Here is a 17,173-nt window from a genome sequence, read left to right as displayed (position 1 = left end):
TGCCCCTACGGCGTGGGCGCCGTCGTGGAACGGCCCTCCGCGACCAGTTCCAGGAGGTGGGGGAGGACCTCCGGCCGTCCGGCGACGAAGCTGCGGTCGGTGTCGGGGCCGCCGACGCCGCCGTGGAAGGCGCCGCCGTCCAGGGCCCGGATGGCCAGGCCCGCCTCGGCGGCCAGCAGCGCCCCGGCGGGCAGGTCGATGGCCTCGGCGCGGTAGCCGACGAAGCCGTCGATGTCGCCGCGGGCCAGCATCGCCCAGGCCAGCAGGGGCGCCCACAGCTGGAGCACCCGCCGGGAGCGCGCCTCCAGGGCGTCCTTGAGGGCGCGCGCCACCGGGTCCCGGCGGGCGACCGCGTGGCCCTGGGTCCAGGCCAGCAGGGGCCCGGCGGCGGACGGGCGGCCCGCGGGCCCGGTCAGCCGGCCGCGCGGCCCGTACGCGCCGAGGCCCGCCGAGGCCGTCCACGTGCGGTCGGTCACCGGGTCGTGCACGACGCCGAGCACCGCCGCCTCGCCGACGCACAGGGCGATGCCGACGGCGTAGGCGGGCAGGCCGATGACGACGTTGTTGCTGCCGTCGAGGGGGTCCACCAGCCAGGTGCGGCCGGTCCGCGCGCCGGGCGCGGCGGGGACGGGGCCCGCCTCCTCGGAGAGGATCCGGTCGCCGGGGAAGCTCTCCCGGAGCCGCCGGACCACCAGGCGCTCGGCCAGCAGGTCGAGTTCGGTGACCACGTCGCCCCGGTCGTCCTTGGCCCGCACGTCGTAGTCGTCGTGGAAGCGCGAGCGCAGCAGCGCGCCCGCCTCCTGGGCGGCGCCGACGGCCACCCGGCGCTCCGCCGCCAGGGAACCCGCCGGCCCGTCCGGGCCCGGGGACCCGGCGCGGCCGTCGTCATCAGCAGTGGTGTCCATCGATCCTCCTCAGGACAGTGCGGGCCGTCCGGGCGGTCTGCGCGGCGTCGCATGTCTGTCGTACCACCCGGTGCGCGGGGCCATGCACCGGCCCGAGGACGAGGTCGCGGCGCCCGGGCAGGGAGCGGCCGAGCAGCAGGGTGGCCGCGGCGGTGCCCGGGGGGACGACGGTGGTGTGGAACTCCCCCGCGGGGAGCCGGTAGATCCCGCCGGCGACGCCGGTCTCCTCGGGGCCGGGCGCAGCGCTCACCAGGCGTGGAGTCGGCCGGATCTCGTCCACCGCGGGGGCGTCGTCCATCCCGCCGGCCGGGTGGGTGCCGGGCGCGGTGCTGTGCACCTCGAAGAGCCGGTGCGTGGGCCGTTCGGGGTCGTCGCGCACCCGGACCCGCAGATTGCCGACCTGCCCGTACAGCACACAGCTGGCCAGGTCCCAGCTGTGCGCGTGCACGGGCGAGGTGGTCGGCCGGGTGGGCGGCGGCTCCGCCACCGCGTCGTCGAAGACATGGACGCACACCCCCCGGTCGCCCTCGCGCCGCACCGGGAGGCAGAGGAACCCCAGCGGATGGCGGACGGCGCGCAGGGCCCGCCGTCCGGAGGCGATCTCCTCCAGGACCGTCGCGGCCGCCGCGAACAGCTCGCCGGCCGCCGACCCGTCTCTCGTCCCCCTCGCCATGGCCTGTTCGATGCGGCGGTAGTCCACGGGGCTGCGCACTGGAAGCTCACCTCCGGTACGGGTTCTCCGCGTGCAGGGCCTTGTCGATGATGTCGCCGATGTCACGGTCGGTGCAGGAGGCCGGGAGCGGCAGGCCGAGTCCCTCGAAGAGCCGGACGACCTCGTCGACCGTGGGCTCGTCGCCGAGCGGGACGGTGCGGGTGAGGTCCAGGGTGTGGGCCTGTTCCCGGCTCTGGTGGAGCTCGGTGACGTAGTAGTCGTAGAGCGGACGGTCGCGCTCCACCAGCAGGTTGACGCGCTGGGGGTCGTCCTGAGTGATGATCAGGCAGGAGCTGGAGAGGTCGAAGCGGAGCGTGGGGACGACGGAGGAGAGATGGACGTCGATCTCCAGGGTGTCGAGGCGCTGCCGGTACCAGCAGGCGGCGAGCACGGTGGCGAGGGACTCCTTGCGGGTCCGGTCGGCGGTCCATGCCTCCGCGGGCACCGAGTGCAGCCGGTGGGCGAAGGTCTGACGGAAGCGCGCGTACGCCGCGCAGGCCTGCTCGTCGGCCGGGCTGACGATGTCGATCTTCATCGTGAGGGAGCGGCGCTGCCGCTGGGCCTCGCGGACGCAGACGGGGAGGGTCACGGCGCGCAGATAGGTGCCGGTGCCGCCCTTGAAGACCCAGCGGTCGGTGCTCAGCCGGGCCCGGTCCAGGGCCGCCTCCAGCTCGGCGGCGGACAGCGAGCGCACCATGGTGAGGTCCTCCAGCGCGTGCCGGGTGCCGCTCATGGCCGCGCGGATGTCGGCCGTACGCCGCCGCCGCTCGGTGAGCGTCCCGAGGACCAGCGCGGCCAGGACCAGCAGGATCACCCCGGAGGTGATGTTGTCCTTGACCGGCATGTCGAGGACGTCGAGGGTGCCGATGGCGAGGGCCGCGCCCAGGGCGATGACGCCGTCGAGGTTCCTGATGGTCCAGGCGACGGCGTTCTCCACGCCCCGTCCCAGCCGTGCCGCAGTGCCCGCCATGGCCCCCAGCCTCTCCCCCGGTTACGTCAATCGTAGGAGCCGGGTGCGGCGGGCGGCCAGGCATATACCCGGTGACAGGTACGTTCCGCGCCAGGGCGGCTCCGGTGCGGCGCCGGGGGCGAACCGGCCGGGGGCGGGGGCGCGTTGGGCTCAGCCGCCGGTCACCCGCAGGGTCGCGGGCCAGCCGTGGCGGTCGAGGATCCGGTAGAGCTCCTTGATATCGGTGGGGCGCAGTTTCACGCAGCCGTGGGAGGTGTAGTCGCCGGGACCGTCCCAGCGCTGGTAGCCGCCCCGGCCCTGACCACCGGAGCGGGTCATCTGGCTGTGGATGAACAGCTCGGTGCGGTCGGTGCCGTCGTGGCATTGCTTGGTGCCGAGCTCGACGGCGTAGCCCTTGATGAGGTTGCCGTCGTACGCGGTGTGGTGGCGGCCCAGGGTGTAGGTGCCGTCGGGCAGCCAGCCCCGGCCGCGCAGGCACTCGTCGGGCACCCTGCCCGAGCCGGCGCGGTAGGTGACGACGGGCCGGCCGTGCCGGACGTAGGTCAGCCGGGAGTCGTCCGGGGTGTGCTTGGTGAACTTCAGGTAGGTGCCGCCCCCGCCGGCCGTCGCCCGGTCCGCCGGGGCGAGCAGGGCCGTGGTGGCGAGCGCGGCGGCCAGCGCGCCGCGCAGGAGGGCGACGCGGAGCGAGGAGGACGGAGGACGTGGCATGAGGAGGTCTCCTTGGAGGTGGCCGATGGGCACGAGGCTTCCCGTCGCGGCCACCCTTACCGCACGGTGCGGGCGCCGACGGCCTGCTCGTCCCGCTTCACCCGGTCGTGCGATCCCGTCGGCGGCCACCGGACGGACGGGGTGGGGCGAAGATCACAGGCCGGGGCGGGATTCGGCCGGTGGCGCGCTGAGTACGGTGAGCGGGTGCCGAAGCAGAACCTGTTCCCGACCCTGGCGCGCTGGCGGCGCCGGGCCGCCTCCGCGGCCGTCCACCGCGGCGCCCGCTGGGTGCGGGAGGCCGGGGCCGTGACCGCCGAGCGCCCGGGCCCGTACCGCTTCCGCCGGCTCGGCGGTCACTCCCGGCTCGCCTTTCCGCAGGGCACCATCTTCGGGGAGCCGTGGATAGAGATCGGCGAGCACTGCGTCATCGCCCAGGACGTGACGCTCACCGCCGGGATGCTGCCCGGGCTCGACCTGGGGCGGGAGACGATCGTGCGGCTGGGCGACGGCGTGGTGCTGGGGCGCGGCAGCCATGTGATCGCCGACGCGCCGCTGACCATCGGGGACGACTGCTTCTTCGGTCCGGGCGTGTACATCACGACGACCAACCACAGCTACGACGACCCCGATGTGCCCGTCGGCAAGCAGTGGCCGCGCAGCGAGGCCGTGGAGATCGGCTCCGGCAGCTGGCTGGGCACCGGGGTGGTGGTCCTGCCCGGCGCACGGCTCGGCCGGAACGTGGTCGCCGCGGCGGGCGCCGTCGTCCGGGGTGAGGTGCCCGACCACGCGGTGGTCGCGGGGGCGCCCGCCCGGATCGTACGCACCTGGGACCGGGAGACGGGCTGGCAGCCGCCGCTGCGCACGCCGGCTCCGGTGCCGGTCCCCGAGGGCGTCACGGCCGATCAGCTCAAGCGGCTGGCGCCGGACCCGGCGGACGGCGGCTGAGGGCGGCGCACTCGCCGGGCCACGACCGCCCGCGCTCACCAGGCCACGGGCAGGGTCTCGGGACCCCTGTTGATGGAACCCCGCCGCCAGCGCATGTCCTTCGGCTCGACGGCCAGGCGCAGCCGGGGGAAGCGCTCCAGCAGGGTGGAGAGCATGACTTCGGCCTCCATCCGCGTCAGCAGCGCGCCCACGCAGTAGTGCGCGCCGTGGCCGAAGGACAGGTTGGGGGCCTCGTCGCGGCCGAGGTCGAGCCGGTCGGGTCCGGTGAAGACCGAGGAGTCCCGGTTGGCGGCCAGGTAGGAGACGTAGACGACATCGCCGTCGCGGATGGTGGTGTCCGCGACGGTCAGGTCGGCGGTGGCGATCCGGGGCAGGCCGACGCCGTTGCGGTGGGGGATGTAGCGCAGCAGCTCCTCCACGGCCCCGGGCAGCAGCTCCGGTTCGGCGCGCAGCCGCTCCAGTTGTCCGGGGTGGGTGAGCAGCGCGTAGACCATGTTGGAGACCTGGTTGCGCACCGCGTCCATGCCGTTGAGGACGAGCATGACGGCGAGCGAGACCAGCTCGGCGCGGCTGAGCTCCTCCTGCGCGTGGGCGGCGACCAGGGCGCTGAAGAGGTCGTCGCCGGGGTCGGTGAGGCGGCGGTCGGCCAGGGCGCGGAAGTAGCCGGCGATCTCGCGTTTGACCGCCTCGCTCTCCGTCTGGGTGTGGTCGCTGGAGAGGATGACGCCGCGCCAGGTCTGGAGGAGGTCGATGTCGCGGGTGGGCACGCCGAGCAGATCGCCGATCAGCTGGGCGGGCAGCGGCCCGGTCAGGCACTCCGTCAGATCGGCGGGCGGGCCCAGCCGGGCCATGCGTTCGGTCATCCGGTCCGCGAGTTCCTGGGCCCGGGAGCGCAGGGCGGCCACCCGCTTGCGCCCGAAGGTCTGGGCGACCAGGCGGCGCAGCCGGGTGTGGTCGGGCGCGTCGGTGCGGCCGATGCCACCGGCGGGGGCCACCACGTGCGGGGTCATGCTGGTGACCGGCCTGTCGACGGTCAGGGCGCGGCTGAGCGTGGGGTCGGAGGCGACGGTCTTGACGTCCTCGTACCGGGTCACCAGCCAGGCGTCCCCCTCGCCGAAGCGCATCCGGACGCGGGCGATGGGCTCCTCCCGCAGCAACCGGTGGAGCAGGGGGTCGAATTCGAGGGCGGGCAGCGGGTCCACGGACCAGTCGTGCACCGCGCCGCCGGGGCGGGGGGCGGGAGCGGCCCCCTCGGCCGGGGACGGCTCCGGGAAGGAAACGGTCATGCTCGTTCACGTCCTCATCTCATGCCGGAGGCCGGCCGGGTCGCCCGACGGAACAGTCCCGGACATACTGGCTATTCCCGCCCCGGAAAGGGGCATTCGCCGGGCCGAGGAATACACCCACAGGTGTGAGGGGGCGGGCCCGCGCGGGGCCGCCGTAGGACTTCCGGTGTAGGGCTCAGGACCGTTACCCCGGCCGCGGCGGCGATCTAGCCTCGGCCCATGGAATCGACGAACGGCACGTTGAACGAGGCCCTGCGGCGACTGCACCGTTCCGGACCCGAATTCCGGGGTTTTCTCGCCAATCACGGCCCCATGGCCGTCGAGGCACTGGTCCGGCACGGCCGGGAGAACGCCGTCCACCGCTGGCTCGACGGATATACGACCCGGCTGGAGGAGGTACCCCGGCGGCTGGCCCCCATCACCGACGCGGAATGGCGCGAGGCGCTCGGCGACACCGGCCGGGCGGCCGACTGGAGCGATTATTTCACCCGTCATATCGCCGAGCGCCCCTGGCGCGAGGTCCTGGCCGAATGGTGGCCCCGGCTGCTGCCCGGCATCGCCGGCGCCGCAGCGCACCCGGTCATCCGCGTCGGCCACGCCGTGCGGGCACTCGGCGAAGGGGGCGAGGACGAGGCGGTCCTGGCGGAGCTCGCCCACGCCCTGGGCTACTGGGCGGCCCGGCACACCCCCCTGCCGGCCGAGGTCGCTCCCGCCGGGCACTCGACACCCGCGCGGGCCCTGCCGGACCTGCCGCGCGTCGCCGAGCGCGGCGGCCTGCCGCTGCGCGGGTACGCCCAGCTGCCCGGCACGCCCGGCTGGCGGGAGACCGTCGAGTCGGTGCGCGTGCCCGGCACCCCGGAGGAGATCCGGGAGCAGCTGACCGCGCTGGTCCGGGCCGCCACCCTCCACTACGGCGAATTCGGGCACGGCAACGGCGTGATGCTGGTGCACGCCGCGACCGCGCCGAACGCGGTGCTGCGCACACTGCCGGCGCTGCCCGAGGAGCTGTGGGCGCCGTCGCTCACCACGGCCTGGGCGGTGACGGCGGCGATCACCTCCATCTACGCGGCGGACGCCCCCCGGCCCGCGCCGGACGCCTCCTCGCTCGTCCCGGAGGAGGTCTTCGAACGCGCCGTCGAGCACGGCGACGAACATGTCATCAAATTCGCGGACACGGCGCTGGATGTGGCGGCCGCGGCGGATGAAGGGGACGAACGGGCCCTTGCGGCCGCACTGAACGCCATTCGGCTCATTGATCGCGACGACTAGCGGGTATACGCCTCGACCGGACCGGCCGGAATTCCCCACCGGGGACTCACCGGCCGGTAATCGCGCATTCATCGGCCCTTCCTGCGATGACCGCCGCGTTACCGTCCGCGCCCGACTTCGATGCGCGGCGCAGGTACAGTCGCCGCTGGACTGACCGGTACGCCCGTCAGGGCGGACCATGTATCAATTATCAATGCCAGGAGGCAGGATGAGCGCGTCAGAAATCGGTGCCGCCGAGGTGCTGGCAGCGGTCCGGGACATTGTTCCGACGCTCCGGGAAAACGGCCGCAAGACCGAGGACCAGCGCTGGCTGTTGGCCGACAACATCGAATTGCTGGAAAAGGCGGACGTGTTCCGTATCGCCGTGCCCAAGAAATTCGGCGGCCTGGACCTCCCGGTGGCCGAGCAGGCCGAGATCATTTCCGAGATCTCCCGCGGCTGCGGCTCGACCGGCTGGGTCTCCATGGTGTGGATCTCCACCGCCTGGATCGCCAGCCTCTACCCCGACAAGGCCCAGGAGGAGATCTTCGCCGAGGGTTCGGTGCGCATCTCCGGCGGCTTCACCCCGGGCGGCACCCTCAAGCCCGTGGACGGCGGCTACATCCTGAACGGCACCTGGCGCTTCAACACCGGTGTCCCCGGCGCCCAGTGGAACGTCCACGCGGCTCTGGTGGAGCACGAGAACGGTGAGCACGAGGAGCTCTTCGCGATCGTGCCGACCTCGGAGATCGAGATAGCCGACGACTGGGACGTCTTCGGCGCCTCCGGCACCGGCAGTGCCACCTCCACGGCCAAGGACGTCTTCGTCCCGGCGCACCGGATCGTCGGTGTCGACGTGTACGACGCCTCGACCCGTGACCGTTGGAACGCCGACCTCAAGGGCCGCAACTACAACCTCACCAGCTACATCCTGGCCACCTGCGCCCCGGTGTACCTCGGTCTGGCGAAGGGCGCCCTGGAGCTGTTCCTGGAGCGCACCCCGGGCAAGGCCATCGCCTACAGCAACTGGACCGACCAGGCCGAGCACCCCTACACCCAGGTGCAGGTGGGTCACGCCGCCAACAAGATCGCGGCGTGCGAGGCGCTCCAGAGCGTCTGGCTGGAGGACATGCAGCGTCCCGCCGACGCCGGCGAGAAGATGACCACGGAGGAGAAGGCCGCCGTCCGTGGCCAGGTCGGCTATGTCGTCCAGGCGACCAAGGAGGCCGTCGAGACGCTGTTCAACATCAGCTCGGCCTCGGCCATCCTGCGGAGCGCGCCGTTCCAGCGGAGCTTCCGTGACATCGCCGCGCTGTCGCTGCACGGCCTGCTGACGCCCGTCGGCTCCCTGGAGGCGCACGGCCGCGTCCTCCTCGGCCTCGAGCCGGGCACCGACTACCTCTGATCCACCGCCGCGCGACCCGTGGCGTGAACGGGCAAGGACCGGCGGGCATTTCCGCCGGTCCTTGCCTGTACCCCCCTTGCTCTCTTCCGTCTTGCTCTCTTCCGTCGTGCTCTCTTCCGTCGTGCCGTCGGCGTGCGCCGTCGGCACGGCCATTCGACACCGCACCGCATCGAAGGATTGCCATGAACGCTCATGACGCAGGCTCAGTGAAGATCACCGATCGTCGGCTGGGCCGCCGGACGCTGCTGAAAGCCGTCGGCGCCACCTCGCTGGCCGCCTCCCTCAGCCCGGTCCTGGCCGGCACCGCGCGAGCCACCGAGGAGACCCGGCTCGACGCGATCGTCATCGGCGCGGGCTACGCCGGCGGCACCGTGGCCCGCGAGCTGGGGGCCAAGGGCCTCAAGACCATGGTCCTGGAGGCCCGCGACCGGATCGGCGGCCGGATATGGACCGGCAGCTTCGCCGGCCAGACCGTCGACTTCGGCGGCGGCTGGCTCGGCCCGCAGCAGGAGCTCGCCCAGAAGGAGGTGGCGCGCTACGGGATCAAGACCTTCTACGAGACCCCCGGTGACCGCGCCATGATGCCGGGCGCCGACGGCCTGGTCGGCGTGGACCTCCCCACGGTCTCCAGCAAGCTGAGCGGGCTGTTCAAGGAGCTGTTCAAGGGCTCCGAGTCCTACTTCGAGCACCCCGGCGACCCGCTGTTCCGCAAGGACCTGCTGGCGGCCGTCGACCCGCTCTCGCTCGAGGACCGGCTGCGGCAGCTGTCGCTCTCCCCCGTCGACCTGAAGTGGCTCAACGGCGGCTCCGCCGTCTACGCCGGCGGCTCGAGCTCCTGGGCCGCGCTGACCAGCATGGCCCAGTGGTACCAGCTCGCGGGCGGCACCTACGAGGGCTTCGAGTCCACGATGGGCATCAAGCCCGTCGGCGGCATGAGCGCGCTGCTGAAGGCGATGCTCGCCGACTCCAAGGCCATGGTGCGCCTCAACTCCCCGGTCAGCTCCATCACCGAGGCGAACGGCAGGGTCACCGTCCAGGTCCAGGGCGGCGGCGCGTACTCCGCTCCGGTGGCGGTGGTCGCGACCCCGGCCAACGTCTGGAAGTCCATCACCTTCAACCCCGGGCTGCCCAAGGCGCACACCCAGGCGACCACCCAGGGCATGGGCGTGCCGCACGCGACCAAGATCTGGGTGCTGGTCAAGGGCAAGGTCGACGCGGTCTACGGCCAGGCCCCCGAGGGCTCGCCGATCCTGATGCTGGTGCCGCAGCAGCAGCTTCCCGAGGGCCGCCTCTTCGTCGCCTTCGGCGGTCCGTCGCTGGACACCAACGACAAGGCGAAGGTGCAGACGGCGGTCCAGGCGTTCCTGCCCGGGGCCGAGGTGGCCGACTACCGGGCCACGGCCTGGCACGCCGACAAGTACGCGATGGGCGGCTGGGGCATGCGCCGTCCCAACCAGCTCCTCCAGTTGTTCCCGCAGATCGAGCAGCCGCACGGCCGGATCGTGTTCGCCGGCGCGGACATCGCCAAGGGCTGGCACGGCGCGTTCATCGAGGGCGCGATCGAGTCGGGTCTGCGCGCCGCGCAGCAGGCGGCGGCCCTCGCGGGCTGACCTTCCTCACCGCTGACGCGGAACGCCCCCCGCCGAAGGCTTCGGCGGGGGGCGTTCCGCGGTTTCACCCGGATCAGGCGGAGGGCTTCTTCAGGACCTCGATGAGGCTGGAGAAGCTGTTGGCCTCGAAGCCCTTGCCCATGCCGCGCTGGAAGATGTCCTGGACGGCCTTGAGCAGGACGGTGTCGACGCCCGCGTCCTCACTGGTGTGGAGGATGTGGTCGACGCTGGCCGCGCCCATCGCCAGCCGGTCCACGTCGCCCGGGTACTCGGCGTTGTCGACGTGCTGGGCGTAGAGCTCCAGGAAGTGCGGCATCATCGTCATCATGTTGGAGGCGTAGGGGAGCAGCTCCTTGGCGGAGACCCCGTTGGCCTTGCCCAGCGCCAGCGCCTGGTAGTAGCTGAGCATGCTGGTCCAGAAGATGATCATCTGGGCCTGGTAGTACATGGCCGCGAGGCCCGGGTCCTCACCGCGGTAGTCGGTGGCGGTGATGACCGCGAGGGTCTCCTGGTAGGCGTCGAAGACGTCGCGCGGGCCGCTGTAGTAGGTGGAGGAGCCCTCCTTGCCGATCAGGGGCGGGGGCACCTGGACACCACCGGTGACGTGCTTGGCGCCGTGGCCGGCGGCCCACTCGAAGGCCGCGCGGGCCTTGTCGGGGGTGTCGGAGCTGAGGTTGATCAGCACCCGGCCGTCGAGGGCGGCCGTGGCCGGCTCGAGGATGGCGTACATGGCGTCGTAGTCCGTGAGGCTCAGCACCACGAGCTCGTTGGCCTTGAGGGCGTCCTCGACCGAGGGGGCCAGGACGGCGCCCTTGGCGACGAGCTCGTCGGCCTTGCTAGCGGTCCGGTTCCACACGGTCACAGGGTGGCCGTTCTCCAGGAACGCGGTCACCATCGCCTGGCCCATCGGGCCCAGCCCGATGACGGTCACTGCCTGCTTGCTCACTGGTTCTCCTTGGTCGTTACCGCGATTGATACCGCCGGGTGTCCGCTCCGCCGTCCTGACGGGGGTACAGCAGGACGGAGGGGCGACGGTCCGCTCTTTCTAGAACGAACGCTCTACCCAGAATCAACATAGCACAGCACTAGAGCGAACGCTCTATCCGTTAAACTCATGGAATGCAGACCACCAAGCCGCGACACGACGCCACCGAGGGAACGGACGCCGCCGTAGGCACCCGGGACCGGATCGTCCGGGCGGCAGCCCGGCTGCTTCAGCGCCAGGGCTACGAAGGGACGGGCATCAAACAGATCGCCCGCGACGCCGAAGCCACCCTCGGCTCCGTCTACCACTTCTTCCCCGGCGGCAAGCAGGAGCTCGCCGTGGCCGCGATCCAGCACGGCGAGCACGAGTTCGCCGACATCCTGCGCGCCGGACTGGCCGCCGACGACGACCCGGCCGAGGCGATGAGCGCCTGCACCCGGCTGCTCGCCGACTCCCTGCGGGAGTCCGACTGGATGGACGGCTGCCCCGTGGCGGCCACCGCCCTCGAGACCGTCGGGCGCGCCCCCGCCATCCAGCAGGCCTGCGCCGAGGCCATCGGCCACTGGACCGACCTGGTCGCGGAGAAGCTGCGCGGCGGCGGTCTCGACGAGGACACCGCCCGCGATCTGGCCTGCGCGGCGATCAGCACCCTGGAGGGCGCCGAGATGACGGCGCAGGTGCTGCGGAGCGAGGAGCCGCTGCTGACGGCCGGCCGGCACCTGGCCCGGCTGATCCGCACCTATCGGTAAGCAGGCGTCCGGCCCACTGGCGGAGAAGGCGAAGCGGCCTCGTTCTCCGGTGGGCCGTGCCAGGACGATGGTGCTCATGCTCTCTTTCGGGACGGGTGCCCGCCGACGCACTTGACCGCGCGTCAACCCCGTGCCGACCGTAACGCGGAGTCACCCAACCCGTGCCCACCGTGCGGTCATCGTCCGGTCATCGCCGCAGGACAACCACGATGACCGGACGATGGGCAGACGTTTCCGCCCGCCCGGCGGGAGGGCTCCCTGGACCTGGCGGGCACCCTCCGCCACACTCTGGCCCATGCGATGGACGGACATCGAAGAGATCGCGGCGGGCCTCGCCGAACAGCACCCCACCACCAGGCCGGTGACGACCGATCTGGCCCAGATCCAGAACTGGGCCGCCGGGCTGACCGGCTTCAGCGACGACCCCACCCGGTGCAACGCCCGGCTCCTGGAGTCGATCCAGCTCGCGTGGAGCGACAGGACCGTCACCCGGGAGGACAGAGCCAGCTGACCGCCGGGCCCGCGACGACCCCCGGGGTCCCCCAGCCCGTTCAGCCCGCCAGGACGCTCCGGGCCGCGCGGCGGCCGGAGAGCAGCGCGCCGTGGACCGTGCTGCTGTGGTCGGCGCTCGTCGCCTCGCCCGCGAAGTACAGGCGGTCCCCGACGGGTTCGGCCAGGACGTCGTGGTCGCCGGGCTCGAAGGCGGCGGCCGGGAAGGAGTACGAGCCCCGGGCGAAGGGGTCGGCCGCCCAGCGGGTGAGCCGGTACGCCAGGGGGTCGGGCACCCCGTCGCCGTAGACGCCGCGCAGGGCGGCCAGGGCATCGCCCACCACGGTGGCGTCGTCCAGCCCTTCGAGGCGGCGGGCCACGGGCCCGCCGTGGAGGACGGCCAGCACCGGGGCGCCGGTGACGCGCCGGAGGTCGAACCAGTTGGCGAAGGCACCGTGCGGGGTGTCCTCCAGGCGGATCACGTCGCTGTCGTCCCAGAACGCCTCCGCGAAGCGCAGGTAGAGCTTGTCGTAGAGGCCCATGCCCATGCGCTCGATGACGCGCGCCTTGGCCTCGGGCAGCTCCGGCGCGAAAGTGACGGCGCCGGCCTTCAGCACGCCCAGCGGCAGGGTGACCACGACCCGGTCGGCGGTGAGGACGCCATGGCCTTCGGTGTGGACCTCGACCCGGTCGCCACCGTGTTCGACGCGGGTGACGCGGTGGCCCAGCCGTACGTCCAGTCCCCCGGCCAGATGGTCCGTCAGCTGTCCGTAGCCGCCGGGGAAGACGGCCTCGACGCCCTCGTAGTCCTTGCCCCAGATCACGGCCACGAGGGCCAGCTCCCCGATGCCCGCGCCCCAGTCGTCCTCCGCCATGCGGCCGCACGCCTCGACGACCCGCCTGGCCCGTTCCGGCTCCAGGCCCGCGACGCCCAGCACGGCACGCAGCCCCTCCGCGAGGGACAGCCCCGGCTCCGCCCGCGCGGCGAGGTCCTCCAGCGCGGCACCGACGGCCTTGAGGTCCTTCTCCAGCGTCTCCGCCTCGGCGCGGGCGACGCGCCGGCCGCCGGGGGCGTACGAGACGGTACCGTCCTGGCTGCCGTAGTCGAGGGTGCCGACGTCGTAGACGACCGTGGCGGCGCCGGCCTCCTCGGCGAGCTCCGCGACGGGGTTGCCCTCGACGCCGTGGATCCAGGAGGCGCCCAGGTCGACGCGGAGGCCCTCCCACTCCTCGGTCCACAGCCGCCCGCCGACGCGCTCCCGGGCCTCCAGGACCGTCACGGAGTGGCCGGCGCGGCGCAGTTCCCGGGCGGCGTACAGCCCGGCCATGCCCGCGCCGAGGACCAGGGTCCTACGGCCGTCGGCGGGAGCGGCCGGAACGTCAGGGTGCGACTCCGAGATCTTCATACCGGAACCGTAAGCGATGGGCCGCGACCGCCGGTGGAGCACTGCGGTCGCCGGCCCGTGGAGGGATCACACGGCGGAAAACGGACGGGCCGACCGCACGCCATTGACACGCCCCTGTCAATCCCACGCCGTGCGTGGCACGCTTCCTGACGCACCGTCGAATCCGCACCACTCGTCTGCCCGGACCCCGGCAGCCGGTCCGGTCCCCCACACGGCCCCGCGCCCGTAACGCGCCCGGCCTCGGCAGAAGGAGTACGCGTGAGACGTCCCCACCGCAGCACCTCCGGCGTCCTGCTGGCCGTCGGCACCCTGGTCGCCCTGGGCGCTCCGGCCACCGCGTCCGGCGCCGAGCCGGCCGGGGCCGGGCGGGCCCCGGCGACCACGCACACGACGCACACGGCCGCGGCCCAGCGCGGCGCCGTCGCCTTCTGGACCCCCGAGCGGATGCGCTCGGCCACCCCGCTCGACCTGCCCGGCGGCGCCCCGGACGGCCTCGCGGCCCCGGCGGCCCGCCCCGCCGCGGAATCACGCGGCACGGTGTCCACCGTCGCGCCCACCGCCCCGGCGACGCCGACGGGCCCGTCCGTCCGGGTGAAGTCCTTCCCGCAGGCCGGCGGGCCCTGGACCGGGGGCGGCGCCGTCGTCCACACGATCGGCCGGGTGTTCTTCACCTTCCAGAACCGCACCGCCTCCTGCTCGGGCGACGCCGTGACCAGCAAGAACGGCAGCGTCGTCCTCACCGCCGGGCACTGTGTGAAGTACCAGGGGAGCTGGCACACCAACTGGGTCTTCGTCCCCGGCTACCACGACGGGCAGTCGCCCTACGGCACCTGGGCGGCGGCCAAGACGCTCTCCACCCCCCAGTGGACCGCCGGCGAGGACATGAACAACGACATCGGAGCCGCCGTCGTCGGCCCCGTGGACGGCAAGCGGCTCACGGACGTCGTCGGCGGCCAGGGCCTTGAGTTCAACGGCGGCTACAACAAGGACATGTACGCCTTCGGGTTCCCGGCGGCGTCCCCGTACGACGGCAGCAAGCTCATCCATTGCAGCGGGACGTCCTCCAAGGACTTCCTGCTCACCCAGGACCACGGCCTGGGCTGCAATATGACCGGCGGGTCCAGCGGCGGCCCGTGGTTCACGTCCTTCGACGAGTCCACCGGCGCCGGGCTCCAGTCCTCGGTCAACAGCTTCGGCTACACGTTCCTGCCGAACACGATGTTCGGCCCCTACTTCGGCGACGAGGCCAAGAACCTCTACGACACGGCGCAGAACACCTGACGCCGGCGCGCGACGTCCCGTCCCCGGCACGCGGGGACGGGACGTCCGTGTACGGGCGAGGGTCAGCGCTTGACGGCCCGCAGGATCACGAACTTCGGGTCGCTCGCGACGACCTCGCAGTTGCCGAAGAGGCGCCGCAGCCGGACGTGGTAGCCCAGGTGCCGGTTGCCGATGACCCACAGCTCCCCGCCGGGGCGCAGCGCGGCGCGGGCCCCGGCGAACATCCGCCGGGCCGTGGTGTCGGTGGTGGCCTGGTGGCTGTGGAAGGGCGGGTTGTTCAGGACGAGGTCCACCGACCCGGCCGGTACGCCCTCCAGGCCGTCGCCGACGCGGAAGGTGGCGACGGCGTCCGGTCCGGTGTTCTCCCGGAAGGTGGCCTCGGCGGAGGCCACGGCCTGGTGGGACTCGTCGGTGAACAGCAGCTCCGCCTCGGGGTTGGCCAGCGCCGCGGCGGTGCCGACCACGCCGTTGCCGCAGCCCAGGTCGACGACGCGCTCGGGGCCCCGGCGGTCCGGCAGGTGGGCGAGGAGGAAGCGGGTGCCGATGTCGAGGCGGTCGGGGCAGAAGATGCCCGCGTGGTTGGTGACGGTCGCCCCCGAGGCCGGGCCGATGTCGTCGGGCAGGGCGTAGCGGTGCGGCCAGGGGTTGGCGGGGCGGGCGATGCCCGGGTCCGGCGTGCAGAAGATCAGCCGGGACTTCTTCACGGCCAGGGAGGTGCGGGTGGGGCCGAGGATCGTCTCGAACAGCCGGAGCGTCGAGGTGTGGATCTCGGTGACCCGGCCGGCGCCGATGACGACGGTGTTCTCGTGGAGGGCGGGCGCGAGGCGGTGGAGCTGGTCCTCCAGGAGCGCGAGGCTCTTGGGCACGCGGACGAGCAGGACGTCGATCCGGCCGGGCGGGGTGTCGCGGGTGGACAGCAGCCGTATGTCGCCGGCGGGGACGCCGCCCCGCGCGAGGTTGGCCCGGGTCGCCTCCTGGCCGAGGTGGGAGTCGGAGATCTGGGTGGGCCGGTGCCCGGCGAGGGCGGTGACCAGGGCTCCCCACCGGTCGCCCACCACGACCACGGTGCCCGAGAGGTCCGTGCCGGCCTCCGCGAGGTGCTCCAGCAGATACTCGTCGGCGGAGTCCCAGGCGCGCAGGGTGTCGCGGGGGTCCTCGGGGAAGCGGGTGAGTTCGTACTCACCCCGTGACGTCGTGAAACGGTTCATTGTGCTTTCAGGCTAGCCGAGTGGCCGCCGGGCCCGGTCCGGGTGGCGTCCCGGGCCGGGCGGCGTCCCGGTCCGGGTGGCGTCCCGGGCCGGGCGGGGCCGGCGGCGTCGCGCGGTCAGCAGTCGGGCACGCCGGGTAGCTTGTCGCCGGGCGAGGAGACGTAGATGTTGGTGATGTAGCCGCCGTACTTGGGCAGATAGGCCCACCAGTCGTTGGTGTACGGGGGGACGGTGACCGTCTGTCCCCGCTTCTGGCAGCCGGCCAGGACCTCGACGCCCGCGGGCAGCGTGGTGAGCACGGCGGAGTCGGTGGTGGCCTGGGCCCTCACCCGCACCCCGGAGCCCCAGGTGCCGAACCAGCCGCCGGGGGTGGGGGTGCCGCCGGGTACGTTCAGCCGGCGCACCACCTTGCCGAGGTCGGAGTACGCCTTGCCGTAGGGGGTGCCTTCGGCGTGGAGGGTGAACACGGCGACGATGGTGCGGTCGGCGGCACCCACGGTGCCGGTGGTGTGGAGGGCGGGGCGGCGCAGGTCCACGCCGTCGGCGGGGGCGGTGCGTGCCGCCGGTGCCTGTTTCCCGGTCGCGGGCGTATCGGTCGTGCAGCCGTTGGAGTCGAAGCCGGACCAGCCCTGTTTGACGGCCCAGGGCCGGTCGAAGACGGCCGCGATGCCGAAGCTCTGGTCGTAGCCGTCCGTGCCGCAGCGGGTGGAGGCGCGCAGGTTGCCCATGATGTAGTCGCGGACGGGTGCGGGCGCCTCGTCGAGGAGGTACCGGTAGACGCGGACGGTGTCCGCCGCCGAGAGCGCGGTGTAGCCCCAGTATCCGGGCCGGTCGGCCGGTGGCGGCGCGGTGTCGGCCAGTTTCAGCCGCGTCACCATCCGCTCGACGATCGCGCCGCCCCCGTTCCGGTCCCAGAACGCGCTGGCCGCGCCGTCGTCGCTGCTGCGCAGCATGACGTCCAGCCGTGCCCGGTCGGCGTCGGGTATGGGGTACGAGGGGCCGCGGTCCCAGAGGTAGTCGAGGGCGATCAGCAGTTTGACCACCGAGGCGGACCGGAACCGGGCCCGGGCGCCCCGCTGCTCGGTGAACGTGCCGGTCTGCCGGTCGAACACCGCGATGCCCGCGCTGACTCCGGCCGGCAGGCCGATGGCCGCCTGGCGCGCGGAGGGCGCCGCGCCGACGGCGGGTGTCGTGCACAGGGCGGCCAGGGCCAGGACGGTGAGGACCACCACCGGCCTCAGGACACCGATGAAGCGGATCTGCAAC

At 73.0% G+C, this 17,173-nt stretch carries 16 protein-coding genes; 7 read left to right on the top strand and 9 right to left on the bottom strand.

Annotated elements, in window-relative coordinates; translation table 11 throughout:
• Positions 1–5: 5 nt before the first annotated feature.
• From AB0E98_RS23115 to AB0E98_RS23100, 4 genes are all read right to left on the bottom strand, one after another.
• Positions 6–905 carry an inositol monophosphatase gene (locus AB0E98_RS23115; RefSeq protein ID WP_361705596.1) on the bottom strand — a complete coding sequence of 300 codons (900 nt, stop codon included), beginning with the start codon at positions 903–905 and terminating at the stop codon, positions 6–8.
• Positions 889–1,617, bottom strand: a complete 729-nt coding sequence (locus AB0E98_RS23110) for a hypothetical protein (protein ID WP_361705593.1) — start codon at positions 1,615–1,617, stop codon at positions 889–891. Before AB0E98_RS23110 ends, AB0E98_RS23115 begins: the two co-directional genes overlap by 17 nt.
• Before the next feature lie 7 nt (positions 1,618–1,624).
• Positions 1,625–2,587, bottom strand: coding sequence for a hypothetical protein (locus AB0E98_RS23105; RefSeq protein ID WP_361705590.1), 963 nt, complete (start codon positions 2,585–2,587; stop codon positions 1,625–1,627).
• A gap of 150 nt (positions 2,588–2,737) precedes the next feature.
• A complete protein-coding gene (locus tag AB0E98_RS23100; protein ID WP_361705588.1) occupies positions 2,738–3,295 on the bottom strand; it encodes a L,D-transpeptidase family protein in 558 nt (185 codons plus the stop codon).
• Between the two features lie 204 nt (positions 3,296–3,499).
• On the opposite strand from AB0E98_RS23100, the gene AB0E98_RS23095 reads away from it, so the two are divergent.
• Positions 3,500–4,240: an acyltransferase gene (locus AB0E98_RS23095; protein WP_361705586.1), complete on the top strand. Its 741-nt coding sequence runs from the start codon at positions 3,500–3,502 to the stop codon at positions 4,238–4,240.
• A gap of 35 nt (positions 4,241–4,275) precedes the next feature.
• Here AB0E98_RS23095 and AB0E98_RS23090 read toward each other — a convergent pair whose 3' ends face one another.
• Entirely contained in the window at positions 4,276–5,526 is a 1,251-nt protein-coding gene (locus tag AB0E98_RS23090) for a cytochrome P450 (protein WP_361705584.1), read from the bottom strand.
• 219 nt (positions 5,527–5,745) lie between these two features.
• On the opposite strand from AB0E98_RS23090, the gene AB0E98_RS23085 reads away from it, so the two are divergent.
• From AB0E98_RS23085 to AB0E98_RS23075, 3 genes are all read left to right on the top strand, one after another.
• Entirely contained in the window at positions 5,746–6,795 is a 1,050-nt protein-coding gene (locus AB0E98_RS23085) for a questin oxidase family protein (RefSeq protein ID WP_361705582.1), read from the top strand.
• Positions 6,796–7,003: 208 nt separating this feature from the next.
• Complete coding sequence (locus AB0E98_RS23080) at positions 7,004–8,179, top strand: acyl-CoA dehydrogenase family protein (protein ID WP_361705580.1); 1,176 nt, start codon at positions 7,004–7,006, stop codon at positions 8,177–8,179.
• A 182-nt stretch (positions 8,180–8,361) separates the two neighbouring features.
• A complete protein-coding gene (locus AB0E98_RS23075; RefSeq protein WP_361705578.1) occupies positions 8,362–9,789 on the top strand; it encodes an FAD-dependent oxidoreductase in 1,428 nt (475 codons plus the stop codon).
• 73 nt (positions 9,790–9,862) lie between these two features.
• On the opposite strand, the gene AB0E98_RS23070 is transcribed toward AB0E98_RS23075, so the two are convergent.
• On the bottom strand, positions 9,863–10,735 hold the full coding sequence (locus tag AB0E98_RS23070; protein WP_361705575.1) for an NAD(P)-binding domain-containing protein: 873 nt from the start codon (positions 10,733–10,735) through the stop codon (positions 9,863–9,865).
• Positions 10,736–10,908: 173 nt separating this feature from the next.
• Here AB0E98_RS23070 and AB0E98_RS23065 point away from each other — a divergent pair, with 173 nt between their 5' ends.
• Together AB0E98_RS23065 and iscX are read left to right on the top strand one after the other, a co-directional pair.
• Positions 10,909–11,523: a TetR/AcrR family transcriptional regulator gene (locus AB0E98_RS23065; protein ID WP_361705573.1), complete on the top strand. Its 615-nt coding sequence runs from the start codon at positions 10,909–10,911 to the stop codon at positions 11,521–11,523.
• Positions 11,524–11,818: 295 nt separating this feature from the next.
• Entirely contained in the window at positions 11,819–12,034 is a 216-nt protein-coding gene (gene iscX, locus AB0E98_RS23060) for a Fe-S cluster assembly protein IscX (protein ID WP_311608225.1), read from the top strand.
• Between the two features lie 40 nt (positions 12,035–12,074).
• Here the strand turns inward: iscX and AB0E98_RS23055 are convergent, their stop codons facing one another.
• Entirely contained in the window at positions 12,075–13,418 is a 1,344-nt protein-coding gene (locus AB0E98_RS23055; RefSeq protein WP_361705571.1) for an NAD(P)/FAD-dependent oxidoreductase, read from the bottom strand.
• Between the two features lie 258 nt (positions 13,419–13,676).
• Here AB0E98_RS23055 and AB0E98_RS23050 point away from each other — a divergent pair, with 258 nt between their 5' ends.
• Positions 13,677–14,699, top strand: a complete 1,023-nt coding sequence (locus tag AB0E98_RS23050; RefSeq protein ID WP_361705569.1) for a peptidase — start codon at positions 13,677–13,679, stop codon at positions 14,697–14,699.
• 62 nt (positions 14,700–14,761) lie between these two features.
• On the opposite strand, the gene AB0E98_RS23045 is transcribed toward AB0E98_RS23050, so the two are convergent.
• Entirely contained in the window at positions 14,762–15,907 is a 1,146-nt protein-coding gene (locus AB0E98_RS23045) for a methyltransferase (protein WP_361705567.1), read from the bottom strand.
• Positions 15,908–16,023: 116 nt separating this feature from the next.
• A complete protein-coding gene (locus AB0E98_RS23040) occupies positions 16,024–17,106 on the bottom strand; it encodes an SH3 domain-containing protein (RefSeq protein ID WP_361705977.1) in 1,083 nt (360 codons plus the stop codon).
• Positions 17,107–17,173 lie beyond the last annotated feature (67 nt).

Origin of the sequence: Streptomyces sp. NPDC037389 (genome assembly GCF_040636475.1) — a bacterium.
Lineage (GTDB): Bacteria > Actinomycetota > Actinomycetes > Streptomycetales > Streptomycetaceae > Streptomyces > Streptomyces hesseae.
Note: the sequence above shows the minus strand (reverse complement) of the source record. Positions and strands in the feature narration are given on the sequence as shown.